The following is an 11,820-nucleotide window of genomic DNA, read 5'->3' as shown; positions in this document are numbered from 1 at the left end:
AGGAGTAGGTCGGGGTAGACGGAGGCGCGGTATGCGCACAGCATGGGTACTCGCCGCTCTGCTCGGCGCCGTATACGGCCCGGCCGGTCCGGCCGCAGCCGATCAGCAGAACCCGTGGGAAGTCATCGAACAGCTCGAGCTGGCCGGCTACTACGTCAACATCGACCGGATCGGCAACAAGCCGATCGGTGAATGCGTCGTCACCGACATCCGCAATCCCCAGCAGCAGACCGAGTTCATCGACGACGACGGACACGGCCGCCATTACGGCGGCCGGGGCGTGATCGAAGTGGTGGTCCGCCAGACGATCTCGGTCTCGCTGGACTGCACCGGCTGAAAGGCCGAAAGTACGGTTTCTGACGGATTTCGAGCTGAAATCGTCAGAAACCGTACTCTCGGCGGGAAACGCGCTCTACACCGTCGCAGGGACCTTCGCCTGCGGCGGCTCGTCAGCGCGTGAGCCGTGATCGTCGTCCAGCATGGTGAGTTCGTCGAACGGATCCTGACCCGCCAGAACGTTGTTCACCTTGTCCTTGTCGATGGTCTTCGTCCACGACCCGACCAGCAAGGTGGCCACCGCGTTGCCGGAGAAGTTGGTCAACGCCCGCGCCTCGGACATGAAGCGGTCGATGCCGACGATCAGGCCGACGCCGTCGAGCAGGTCGGGCCGGTGCGCCTGCAGCCCGCCGGCCAGCGTGGCCAGTCCGGCTCCGGTCACTCCCGCCGCCCCCTTGGAGGCGACGATCATGAACACCAGCAGGCCGATCTGCTCGCTGACGGTCAACGGGTCGCCGAGGGCGCCGGCGATGAACAGCGACGCCATCGTCAGGTAGATCGCGGTGCCGTCCAGGTTGAACGAGTAGCCGGTGGGGACCACGACGCCGACGGTGGAACGGTCGACACCGAGGTGTTCCATCTTGGCGATCAGGCGGGGTAGTGCCGACTCCGACGAGGACGTCGAGACGATGAGCAGGTATTCGCGGGCCAGGTAGCGCACCAGCTTGAAGATGGACACGCCCGAGACGACCCGCAGTAGTGAGCCGAGCACTCCGAACACGAAGATCGTGCAGGTCAGATAGAAGCCGAGCATCAACGCCATCAGCTGTCCGACCGCGGCCCAGCCGGTCTGGCCGACCACGTTGGCGATCGCGCCGAATGCGCCGATCGGGGCCAGCCACAGGATCATGACGAGCACCTTGAACACCAGCTTCTGCAGGTGCTCGATCCCGCGCAGGATCGGCTGACCCGCAGAGCCCAGGCCCTGAAGCGCAAAACCGACCAGCAGTGCGACGAACAGCGCCTGCAGCACGCTGCCCTCGGTGAGCGCCGAGAACAGCGACGTCGGGATGATCCCCTGGACGAAGTCGAGCAGGCCACCGGATTCATGGGCCTTCTCGGCCAGTTCGGCGCCCTTGCCCGAGGTCTCGGTGAGGTTCAGGCCGCTGCCGGGGTGCAGCAGGTTACCCACCACCAGACCGATGGCCAGCGCGAAGGTGGACATCACCAGGAAGTACACGAAGGCCAGACCGCCGACCTTGCCCACGGTCGCCGCCTTGCGTACCGATCCGATGCCCAACACGATCGTGCAGAAGATGACCGGGGCGATCATCATCTTGATCAGCGCGACGAACATCGTGCCCAGGACACCGACGCTCTTGCCGACCTCAGGCGCGAAGATGCCGACCCCGACACCGGCGATCACCGCGATGATCACCGCGATGTAGAGCCAGTGGGTACGGTCGCGGCGCTTGGGCGCCTCCGCCTCCGGCGGTTTGTCCATCGTGGTCGTCATAGCGGTTCCTCCAGGGTCGGGTTGGCGTTGTGGTCTGTAAGGATGTTCAGCGAGACCGTGAGCCAGGTCACGTATTAGTGCATTACGTTCATCCACGGAGGCCGGAGAAGAATGCGACAGACTCGATCGCCGCTGCGCCGCCCGGCGTGGCCGCGGTCGCTGGCCGGCCAGGCGATCGCGCTGCAGATCCTGGTGATCGCACTGATCGTGGCCGCCGGAAGCGCACTCGCCCTGATCGACGCGCGTCAGGACGGCGACGTGGCAGCCGAGGGGCAGGTGTTGGGAATCGCCTCCGCCCTGGCCGATTCGCCGTCCACGGCAGAGGCCATCGAGACCGGCCGTGCCACCGAGATCCTGCAACCGGTCACCGAGGCGGTACGGGCACACACCGACATCGCGTTCATCACGATCATGGCGCCGGATCGGACCCGGTTCACCCACACCGACCCGACACAGATCGGCGGCGACTATCTCGGCACCATCGAGCCTGCGCTGCGCGGTGAGACGTTCACCGAGGTGTACACCGGCACGCTGGGTTCCTCGATCCGCGCGGTGGCCCCGGTGCGCAACTCCGCGGGCGACATCGTCGGGGTGGTGTCGGCGGGGATCCTGCAGCGCAGCCTGGCCGACCGATGGCGCGCACAGTGGCCGGTGATCGCGGCGGTAGGCCTTGGCGCTCTGGCGGTTTCGTTGGTCGGGGTGTGGGCGATCAGGCGCCGGCTGCTGAGGCAGACCCACGGGTTGCGCCCCGACGAACTGCGGGTGATGTACGAACACCACGACGCCATCCTGCACTCGGTGTCCGAGGGTCTGGTCGTGCTCGATCGCAGCGGCATCGCTCTGGTCAACGACGAAGCACGGCGCCTGCTGGCGCTGCCCCCGGGTGAGGTCGAACAGTCGGAACTACCGGAGTTCCTGCGCACCTACAATCCCGGCGCCCGTGACGAGATCCACGTGACCGACGACCGGGTTCTGGTGGTCAACCGCTCCCCCGTCCACAACCCGGGGGGAGCCGACACCACCGGTTCGGAGGTGGTCACCATCCGGGACCGGACCGAATTGCAGGGCGCGCTCGGCGAACTCAACTCGCTCAAGGTGCTCACCGACTCACTGCGGTCGCAGGCGCACGAGGCCGCGAACAAGCTGCACACCATCGTGACCATGGTGGAGATGGGCCGCGCCGAGGAAGCTGTCGAGTTCGCGACCGCGGAACTCGCACTGTCCCAACAGCTCGTCGACAGGCTGTCGCACGACGTGGGCGAGCCTGCGCTGGTCGCGCTGCTGCTGGGGAAGTCGGCCCAGGCCGACGAGCGTGGCATCGAGTTGACCGTCACCGAGGACACCCACCTGCCCGCCGACACCGACGAACTGCTGCTGACGGGTCAGGAGATGGTCACTGTGCTCGGCAACCTGATCGACAACGCGATGGAGGCGTGCGACCGCGCGGATCCGTGGGTGGAGGTCACCGTCACCCAGGATGCCGACGGACTGTTGATCCGGGTGGCCGACAGCGGAGAAGGCATGGACACCAGCACTTTTCAGAATGCTATGCAGCGCGGGTACTCGACGAAGTCGAGCGCCGACACCGAACAGCACGGGCTGGGGCTGGCATTGGTGGCCCAGGTGGTCCAGCGCCACCGCGGCGTGCTGACCGCTGACGTGACCTACGGTTCGGTCGTGACAGTGACGGTGGCGAATTCGTGATCACTGTACTGATCGTCGAGGACGAACCGCTGATCGCTGAGGCCCATCAGACCTATCTCGGTCGCATACCGGGCTTTTCGGTAGCCGGCATCGCTCATACCGCACGCGATGCGATGCGGGCGGCATCCGAGGCCGCCGCATCACCGGCGCCGATCGACCTCGTTCTGCTCGACATCGGCCTCCCCGACGCCAGCGGCATCTCGCTGGCCTCGGCGCTGGCCGGGTTGCGGCCCACCCCGGACATCATCACGATCACCTCGGAGCGGGATCTCGAAATGGTGCGCGCCGCAGTCGGACACGGTGCGCTGGCCTACCTCCTCAAGCCTTTCACCTTCGCCGCCTTCCGGGATCGACTCGAGCGCTACCAGCGCTACCGCGACGCGTTGCCCGCGGGCACCGATGCCGCCAGTCAGGCCGAGGTCGATCGGGCGATGGCCGAATTGCGCGTCAGCTCAGATCGTGCCGCCGCACCCAAGGGCGCGGCCTCGGGCACGAATGACGAGATCGCCCGCACGGTGCGGGATTCCGTGGATGGGGCGACCGCCGATGAGGTGGCCCGGAAGGTGGGGGTGTCACGGGTGACCGCATGGCGCTATCTCGAACGCCTTGCCGACGAGGGCACCGTCAGCCGGAACACCGACTACGGCAAGGCCGGTCGACCCAAGACCCGGTATCAGTGGCGCTGACAGTGCCGAGCGGTTACGCCGTGACCGGCTCCAGCGCCCGGGGCACGCTCAGGGCGATCGGGTCGGTGGCAAGGAACTGCGTGTAGAGCATCTCGATGGTCGACGCCACCGAGTACACACTCATCGCACCGGAATAGTCGGCGACGTACAGGCGTGCTCCGTCGGCGCCCAACGCCACGCACGACGGGCGCGCATCCACGGACAACGAGTCGACGATCTCGAGGCTCAGCGTGCACAGCACGATCACGCGGTCGTAGTCGACGATGTACGCGCGAGCATGGTCCGGACTCACCACCAACTGGGTGGGAGCGCCGCCGACCTGCACTGTGTCGGTCACCTTGTTCGTCGAGAGCTCGATGACATGCACCGCACCACCGACCGCCCGATCGGAGGTCAACACGTAGGCCGTGCCGCCGGCGCAGGCGATGTCGCGGATCGGCGAGCCGACCGTGACCACGCTCTGCACCCGCGAGGTTTCGGCGTCGACGACGACCAACTGGCTACCGCGGTCGTCGGTGACAGCCACATAGAGGCGTCGGCCGCTCGAATCCACGGCGAGGGCATCGAGGCTCGCGGCGGGGCCGGAGCCGATCGTGATGGTGCCGACACGCTCGGTGACGGTGTCGATCACCGTGACGTCGACGCGGTCGTGAGAGGTGTGTCCCGCATAAACCCGCTTGCCGTCCGGGCTGAGTGCCAGTGCACTCACTCCGTACGCGAGCGGTATGGACGCGACCACAGCCCTGCTGTCCACGTCGATGATCGAGAGCGCGTCATGACTCGCCGAACCGGTGGTGACGTACGCGCGGTCGTCAGACGCGACGACAGCGGTCGGTTCGCCTACGAGGGCCATGGCCTCACCGACCGCCGATGCGGCGGCGTCGATGAGCGACAGTGAGTCGTCGCCGGAGTTGACGACAACGATGCCGTCACCGCCGGCGGCGATATCGCCGATCGGGCCGCGGCCCACCGTGATGTGGCGGTCGAAGACGACGTCACCATCCACGAGGACCTCGTCAGTCACACCTGAAGCAGTACTGCCGTCCAGCATCGCGTGCCCCATGGGCACCAAATTGTTTGCCATCGTGTCGCGGTACCTCCGCCGGCATGTCCTGCGCCGGGCCTAGATTCAGTGTCCCTGCGCCCGTGTGAGCGCGACTCGAAACGAGTGTAGCGACGTAAATTCGCTTCCCGAGATGACCAATGCGCTCAAATCCGCCGCGCTGCCGTGCCCTCTCAGGTAGCGCTTAGGAAATTCTTCGTTATCAGCTTGTGACTTTGTGTCGGCAATCTCGAAACTGGCCTGGAGCTGGGAAGAGGATCGCCTGGCAACCGTGCTTGCCGGCAATCAGGAAAACGCGTCAACAATGTTTTCTTAACATCGGGTTTCGAAGTGAGCGCCAAATCACACCCCGACACGCAGCAAAGCGCCCCATCCGAATCGGCGCGACAACGTCACGGCTGCGCGACGAGCGTTCGGATGGGGCGCCCTGCTGCGATCAGTTCGCTGAAGTGGTGACCCGGCGACTCGCTCCTACTGCTCGGCCTTCTGCCGTTCCTCGTTCGCCTTGGCAGCGGCGCGCGCGCTCTCGGCTTCGGCCTCCTTCTTGGCGGCCTCGCGCTGAGCCTCGGCCTTGTCCTGCTGGGCCTCGCCCTCGCGCTGCAGATCGTCGCGACCGGTGACGACGCCGACGACCTCCTTGGCCTTGCCCTTCACACCCTCGACGACGCCCTTGACGGCTTCCTCGGGACCCGAATTGTTGTCACCCATGAGACGCGCCTTCCTACGGATTCCACCCGGCTGCCGGAAGATTCCGGTCCGGTTCGCGGCACGAGCCGCGATTGGCGAAGCTCAAGTTCCCGTGGCGCAACGGGTTCAAACATCACCGTCGGCTACCGGGTGGATGCCGAGCCCTCCGCGAAGTTCTGCAGAGCGATGTCCAGGGTCGGGAAGATCTCGATGAGGTCGGTGATGCCGGTGATCTTCAGCGGGCGGGCCGTGGCGGGGCCATCGGCGACGACAGCGAGCCTGGTGCCCGGACCGAGCCGGTTCCGCGTGGTCATCAGCACTTGCATGCCCGCCGACCCGAGAAAATCGACATGCGTCAAATCGATGACGAGGCAGGCGGGCTCGCGTGCGAGCACTGCGGTCGCGAGCTCCTGCAACCGCGGCGCGGTCAGCATGTCGACGGCACCCGAAGCTGCGACGACGTCAACGCCGTCGACCTGACCTTCAGTGAATTGCTGCACGTCCCTGCACTCATCTCATGATTGGCGTCCGTCGATACGGTCGCGGAACACTCGGTGAGGCTGCAGTCTGAACCCACGCACGTTGTCACGAGGGCGGACAACACCTAGAAGGCTATCGGAATCGGTGACGGACGCGCATCTGCATCATTGATTCGGGCGACGTGCAGAATGTCCGAGCGAGGAATTACCGTGGTGCCCGGTGTCGCGCGGCGCGGGTCCGCCGGATCGGAGGTAGGCGCAGTTCGCACACGCATGCAGCTGGCCGAGGAGGTGGAACTCGGACTCACCGGCTCGCTCAATCATCGCCGCACAGCACTGCGCTTCCTCACTCTGCTCCGCCCCGAACTCGCCGACTGGGCGGTGTTGGTCCTCCCTGACGAGCGGACCGGCAGCGTGCGCCTCCACGGCGGCAGCACGGTGAGCTTCACCGACGTCGTCTCGCACTCCGCGATCAGTGGCACCCGCCTGGACCGGCTGCTGCGCACCGGCAGCACCGAGCTCACCGCGGTGGTGTCGACACCCGACGACGGTCCCCTGGTGCAGATCCTGCCGCACCCGCAGCTGCGTGGGGAGGTGATCGCAACAGGTGCGACACAACTCCTGGCAGTCGGTCTGTCCGCCCGCGGAGCCACGCTCGGGGTGCTGTTGTTGTCCCGCACCGGCGGATTCGACGCCGAGGACGTCGCACTCGCCACACGCATCGCCCCGCGCGCGGCCGTCGCGCTGGACTCGGCCCGGCTGTACGAGGAGCGCGCGCAGATCGCGGCCGTGCTCTCCCGCGCGCTGCGCCCCCCGTCGCTGCCCGATATCGACAACATCCGGCTCGCGGCTCGATACCGCCCTGCCGCAGCGCATCTCGACATCGGCGGTGACTTCTACGACGTGATCGCGACGGGTAGCGACTGGTTGCTCACGCTGGGTGATGTCTGCGGCAAGGGCGTCGAGGCGGCCTCGTTGACCGGGCGCACCCGCCAGAGCATTCGCACCGCTGCACATTTCGACGGCCACCCCGCCTCGCTGCTTCGCGCACTCAACACCGTCCTGCACGGGTCCGAAACAGATCAGTTCGTCACAGTGCTCTGCGCACGTCTGCGGGTGGCAGCGGCGCACGCCGACGTCGAGCTCGCGACCGCCGGCCACCCGGCGCCGATCATCCTGCGATCCACCGGCGAGGTCGAACAGCCCGAACTCTTCGGCACCGCAAGCGGATTGGTTCCCGACGTGCACTACCGCACCCTCGAGCTGCGGCTGCACCCCGGCGACACCATGCTGATGTTCACCGACGGAGTCGAGGAGGCCCGCGGAGCCGACGGTCTCTACGGCGTCGAGCGACTCATGGCTCTGCTACCCGAATATGCAGGCGCCTCACCGGATGTCGTCTGCGAAGCGATCGAACAGACCGTCGTGGAGTACGTCGACTCCGGACCCCACGATGACATCGCGTTGCTGGCGGTCACTTGCGGCCGCTAGATCCGGTGGCGCCGGAATTCAGCCCCACGCGGGCATACGAGGCGGCATTGGCCGCCGACGACGCCGGCGCCGCCAGAGCCCTCATGGAGCGTCTGCTCGCCGACGGCATGGATCCGGTCACCATCCTCACCGATGTCGTCGCCGCGTCCCAACGCACCGTGGGCGCCCGGTGGCAACGGGGCGAGTGGACGGTCGCCAAGGAGCACGCGGCCACCGCCATCGCGGTGGCCGCGACCCAGGCCGTCACCCGGAACGTGCAGCGCACCCCCCCGACGCGCGGCCGGGTACTGGTGGCGTGCGCAGAGCGGGAGTGGCATGCGTTGCCCGCCATGATCATCAACTGCGCGCTGCGCGCAGACGGCTGGGACAGCATCCTCCTGGGAGCCGCCACATCGCCGGCGCGACTCAACCAGTACCTCCAGGACCACGGCCCCGAGGCGGTGGCGGTGAGCTGCTCGGTCCTGGGGTCGCTGCCTGCGACGCGCCGGTTCATCGAGGCGAGCACTGCGTCGGGGGTGCCGATCGTCGCCGGCGGCCCGGCGCTGGGGTACGACGACGTCCGGGCCAGAGCGCTGGGAGCGACGGCCTGGGCTGCCGACGCGCACGGCGCGGTCACCGCGATCGCCTCGGTGCCGGCCGTGGTCGGTCCGGCGCCGCCGCTGCCCGCCGCCCAGGCCGCCGAGCAGGCCGACCTGGAACACGACCACCGCGGGCTCGTCGCCACCCTCAGGGCGGGCTGGTCGCTGACATCCGGACCACTGGCCGCCCCGCAGGTCGCCGAGGATGCGCTGCATCAACTGTTGCACGCGGTGTCGGCCGTTCTGCTGACCGGTGATTCGCGACCGGTCACCGAGACCGCCTTCTGGATAGTCGATCTGATGGCCACTCGAGGTATCGGCGCCGCAGTGATCGACGACCTGCGTACCCAGGCCGTCGTCGCGCTGGCCGACCGTCCGCTGTCTCGTGACATCGTCGCCACCCACTTCACCGTGAGCCTCTGAGCCCACCGGCCGACTCGGTGTTCAAATCACGGGTCGCACGGCGCGCGGCGGTTACCATCCGCACAGGCAACTCACTGGGAGGTCACATGTTCGGTCGGTACGCATCCCTCACGGTTGCCGCGTTCTCGGCGACCGCGACGGCGTTGACCCTCGGATCGCCGGTCGCGCACGCCACCGAAGCCGACGCCCAGTTCCTCGCTGTCGTCGAAAGCCTCGGCCTCCAGTTCGCCACACCGGATGAAGCAGTCGAAGCCGGGAACAACGTCTGCGACATCGTGGCCGAAGGCAGCGCCAACAACATCAATCCCGCCGAGATTCGCACCAGCCTGGTCGCTTCGCTGCTCGGAGAGGGCTTGGATGTTCCCTCGGCGACCCGATTGATGCAGGGCGCCGTCGGCGCCTACTGCCCGGACTTCCAGGCCATCGTCGCCGACTGATCCCGGGCTCACCTTCCCGCGCCGGAAGCACATCTGACAGATAACCGGCGGGCGCCGTCACTTGCCGTTAGCGTGTCATTCGCCAGTTGGCCATGTCGAAGCAACGTACGCGGGAGGCACTCATGCGAGCCGAACTGTCGGCCAACCCAGGTGGCAGCACCGCAGCCACCCACCGGCACGTGTTCACGGCGGTGTTCATTGCTCTGGCGGGCCTGCTCGGCATCGGCCTGCTCTCTCCGGCAGTGGCCTCGGCGCAGGACGAGACCTATCAGATCGCGACCGACATCACGTTCGCACCGTTCGAATTCCAGGACAGTTCGGGCGAATACGTCGGCATCGACATGGATCTCATCAGGGCGATCGCCGAGGATCAGGGCTTCACCGTCGACATCAAGCCACTCGGATTCGACGCCGCACTGCAGGCGGTGCAGGCAAACCAGGTCGACGGTGTCATCGCCGGGATGTCGATCACCGACGAACGCAAGCAGGTATTCGATTTCTCCGAACCGTATTTCGAGTCCGGCGTCCAGATGGCGGTGCTCGACACCAACAATGACATCAAGTCCTATGAAGACCTCAGGGGCAAGCGGGTCGCGGTGAAGAACGGCACCGAGGGTGCGACATTCGCCGACTCCATCAAGGATCGCTACGGGTTCACCACGGTGTCCTTCGCGGATTCGGCGTCGATGTACGACGAGGTCCGGACCGGCAACTCGCAGGCCATTTTCGACGACTACCCGGTCCTGGCCTACGGCATCGCTCAGGGCAACGGCTTCAAGACCGTGACGCCCAAGGAGAAGGGATCCAACTACGGGTTCGCGGTGAACAAGGGCCAGAACGCCGAGCTGCTCAGGAAGTTCAACGAGGGCCTGAACAACCTCCGCGAGTCTGGCCGCTACCAGGAGATCGTCGACGGCTATCTGGGTGCGGGCGCCACCGAGGCCGACAATTCCTTCTTCGGCCTGATCAAGAGCACCTTCCCGCTGTTGATGGCCGGCTTGAAGATGACCCTGATCCTGACGGTGGTGTCGATCGCCATCGCACTGGCCCTCGGTATCGTGTTCGGCCTCATGCGGGTGTCGCGGTCGATCTGGCTCCGCGGCATCGGCACCACCTATGTCGACATCTTCCGTGGCACACCGCTTCTGGTCCAGGCGTTCTTCATCTACTTCGGCATACCGACGGCACTGAACTTCCAGATGTCGGCGTTGACGGCAGGCATCATCACGCTCTCGCTCAACGCCGGCGCGTACATGACCGAGATCGTGCGCGGCGGAATCCTCTCCGTCGACAAGGGGCAGATGGAGGCATCCCGGAGCCTGGGCATCGGGTATCTGCCGACCATGCGCAAAGTGATTCTGCCGCAGGCGATCCGCACGATGATCCCGTCCTACATCAACCAGTTCGTCATCACCCTGAAAGACACCTCGATCCTGTCGGTGATCGGCATCGCCGAATTGACGCAGACCGGACGGATCATCATCGCCGGGAACTTCCAGTCCTTCAACATGTGGCTCATCATCGGCATCATCTACTTCGTCGTCATCATGGCGCTGACGAAACTTTCGGACCAACTCGAGAAGAGGCTCGTGAAATGACCGCACTCATTCCCGAGGCCGCTGCGTCCGAACCGGCGGGCACGGTCAAGATCCGGATCGAGGGACTCAAGAAATCCTTCGGCGACCTGGTGGTACTCGACGGGATCGACACCACGGTCAGCCACGGCGAAGTCGTCTGTGTCATCGGCCCATCCGGATCCGGCAAGTCGACGTTCCTGCGCTGCCTCAACAAGCTCGAGGACATCACCGGAGGCAAGGTGGTCGTCGACGAGTTCGACCTCACCGACCCGAAGGTGGACCTGGACAAGGTGCGCCAGCACATCGGCATGGTGTTCCAGCACTTCAATCTCTTCCCTCACATGACGGTGATCGAGAACGTCACGCTGGCACCGCTTTTGACGAAGAAGATGGACAAGTCGGCTGCGGAGAAGAAAGCGCTCGAACTGCTCGACCAGGTGGGACTTGCGGAGAAGGCGCACGTCAAGCCCGCCACGCTCTCCGGAGGCCAGAAGCAGCGGGTCGCGATCGCCCGAGCACTGGCGATGAACCCGTCGATCATGCTCTTCGACGAGGCCACCAGCGCGCTCGATCCGGAGATGGTCGGCGACGTCCTCGAGGTGCTGCGCGCACTCGCCCGGGGCGGCATGACCATGGTGGTGGTGACCCACGAGATGGGCTTCGCCCGGGAGGTCGCCTCACGGGTGCTGTTCATGGCCGAAGGCAAGATCGTCGAGGACGCACCGCCGGCGGAGCTGTTCGACAACCCCAAGCATCCGCGGCTGCAGGACTTTCTCTCCAAGGTGCTCTGAACGTCAAAAGTGCTCTGAACCCGCCCGGTTTCTCCATGGAATCTCCATGCAAGCTCCAAGCGTTGCAGTCTCTGCCTCGCGACCATGGTGTCAGTCAGTTTTCACCGTGGTC

The 11,820-nt window shown here is 66.0% G+C and carries 12 protein-coding genes; 8 read left to right on the top strand and 4 right to left on the bottom strand.

The window, feature by feature from the left end:
* The first annotated feature begins 31 nt into the window (after window positions 1-31).
* Complete coding sequence (locus tag ABDC78_RS23585; protein ID WP_178360340.1) at window positions 32-337, top strand: hypothetical protein; 306 nt, start codon at window positions 32-34, stop codon at window positions 335-337.
* Between the two features lie 75 nt (window positions 338-412).
* On the opposite strand, the gene ABDC78_RS23580 is transcribed toward ABDC78_RS23585, so the two are convergent.
* Entirely contained in the window at window positions 413-1,792 is a 1,380-nt protein-coding gene (locus ABDC78_RS23580; RefSeq protein ID WP_178360341.1) for a cation:dicarboxylase symporter family transporter, read from the bottom strand.
* A 111-nt stretch (window positions 1,793-1,903) separates the two neighbouring features.
* Here ABDC78_RS23580 and ABDC78_RS23575 point away from each other — a divergent pair, with 111 nt between their 5' ends.
* Complete coding sequence (locus ABDC78_RS23575) at window positions 1,904-3,496, top strand: sensor histidine kinase (protein ID WP_178360342.1); 1,593 nt, start codon at window positions 1,904-1,906, stop codon at window positions 3,494-3,496.
* The gene (locus tag ABDC78_RS23570) at window positions 3,493-4,182 is read left to right on the top strand and encodes a response regulator (protein WP_178360343.1); all 690 of its coding nucleotides are present in this window, start codon (window positions 3,493-3,495) and stop codon (window positions 4,180-4,182) included. The genes ABDC78_RS23575 and ABDC78_RS23570 overlap by 4 nt, the downstream gene beginning before the upstream one ends.
* 13 nt (window positions 4,183-4,195) lie before the next feature.
* Here ABDC78_RS23570 and ABDC78_RS23565 read toward each other — a convergent pair whose 3' ends face one another.
* The 3 genes from ABDC78_RS23565 to ABDC78_RS23555 all read right to left on the bottom strand — a co-directional run bounded on the left by ABDC78_RS23565 (window position 4,196) and on the right by ABDC78_RS23555 (window position 6,432).
* Window positions 4,196-5,206: a hypothetical protein gene (locus ABDC78_RS23565; protein ID WP_347133207.1), complete on the bottom strand. Its 1,011-nt coding sequence runs from the start codon at window positions 5,204-5,206 to the stop codon at window positions 4,196-4,198.
* Window positions 5,207-5,716: 510 nt separating this feature from the next.
* Window positions 5,717-5,953, bottom strand: a complete 237-nt coding sequence (locus ABDC78_RS23560; protein ID WP_178360345.1) for a CsbD family protein — start codon at window positions 5,951-5,953, stop codon at window positions 5,717-5,719.
* Window positions 5,954-6,075: 122 nt separating this feature from the next.
* Window positions 6,076-6,432: an STAS domain-containing protein gene (locus ABDC78_RS23555; protein WP_178360346.1), complete on the bottom strand. Its 357-nt coding sequence runs from the start codon at window positions 6,430-6,432 to the stop codon at window positions 6,076-6,078.
* A 252-nt stretch (window positions 6,433-6,684) separates the two neighbouring features.
* On the opposite strand from ABDC78_RS23555, the gene ABDC78_RS23550 reads away from it, so the two are divergent.
* The 5 genes from ABDC78_RS23550 to ABDC78_RS23530 all read left to right on the top strand — a co-directional run bounded on the left by ABDC78_RS23550 (window position 6,685) and on the right by ABDC78_RS23530 (window position 11,708).
* Window positions 6,685-7,902, top strand: a complete 1,218-nt coding sequence (locus ABDC78_RS23550) for a GAF domain-containing SpoIIE family protein phosphatase (RefSeq protein WP_256736241.1) — start codon at window positions 6,685-6,687, stop codon at window positions 7,900-7,902.
* Between the two features lie 5 nt (window positions 7,903-7,907).
* Window positions 7,908-8,903, top strand: coding sequence for a cobalamin B12-binding domain-containing protein (locus ABDC78_RS23545; protein WP_347133206.1), 996 nt, complete (start codon window positions 7,908-7,910; stop codon window positions 8,901-8,903).
* An 86-nt stretch (window positions 8,904-8,989) separates the two neighbouring features.
* Window positions 8,990-9,340, top strand: a complete 351-nt coding sequence (locus ABDC78_RS23540; RefSeq protein WP_178360348.1) for a DUF732 domain-containing protein — start codon at window positions 8,990-8,992, stop codon at window positions 9,338-9,340.
* A gap of 122 nt (window positions 9,341-9,462) precedes the next feature.
* Entirely contained in the window at window positions 9,463-10,938 is a 1,476-nt protein-coding gene (locus tag ABDC78_RS23535) for an amino acid ABC transporter substrate-binding protein/permease (RefSeq protein ID WP_178360349.1), read from the top strand.
* The gene (locus ABDC78_RS23530) at window positions 10,935-11,708 is read left to right on the top strand and encodes an amino acid ABC transporter ATP-binding protein (RefSeq protein ID WP_178360350.1); all 774 of its coding nucleotides are present in this window, start codon (window positions 10,935-10,937) and stop codon (window positions 11,706-11,708) included. Before ABDC78_RS23535 ends, ABDC78_RS23530 begins: the two co-directional genes overlap by 4 nt.
* Window positions 11,709-11,820: the final 112 nt, after the last annotated feature.

It is taken from the genome of Mycobacterium sp. DL (assembly GCF_039729195.1).
GTDB classification, from domain to species: Bacteria; Actinomycetota; Actinomycetes; order Mycobacteriales; family Mycobacteriaceae; genus Mycobacterium; species Mycobacterium hippocampi_A.
Note: the sequence above shows the minus strand (reverse complement) of the source record. Positions and strands in the feature narration are given on the sequence as shown.

Bases quoted from the DNA above. Each gene is read 5' to 3' on its own strand.
- ABDC78_RS23585 (WP_178360340.1), top strand. From the start codon at position 32: ATGCGCACAGCATGGGTACTCGCCGCTCTGCTCGGCGCCGTATACGGC.
- ABDC78_RS23580 (WP_178360341.1), bottom strand. From the start codon at position 1,792: ATGACGACCACGATGGACAAACCGCCGGAGGCGGAGGCGCCCAAGCGC.
- ABDC78_RS23575 (WP_178360342.1), top strand. From the start codon at position 1,904: ATGCGACAGACTCGATCGCCGCTGCGCCGCCCGGCGTGGCCGCGGTCG.
- ABDC78_RS23560 (WP_178360345.1), bottom strand. From the start codon at position 5,953: ATGGGTGACAACAATTCGGGTCCCGAGGAAGCCGTCAAGGGCGTCGTC.
- ABDC78_RS23550 (WP_256736241.1), top strand. From the start codon at position 6,685: ATGCAGCTGGCCGAGGAGGTGGAACTCGGACTCACCGGCTCGCTCAAT.
- ABDC78_RS23540 (WP_178360348.1), top strand. From the start codon at position 8,990: ATGTTCGGTCGGTACGCATCCCTCACGGTTGCCGCGTTCTCGGCGACC.
- ABDC78_RS23535 (WP_178360349.1), top strand. From the start codon at position 9,463: ATGCGAGCCGAACTGTCGGCCAACCCAGGTGGCAGCACCGCAGCCACC.
- ABDC78_RS23530 (WP_178360350.1), top strand. From the start codon at position 10,935: ATGACCGCACTCATTCCCGAGGCCGCTGCGTCCGAACCGGCGGGCACG.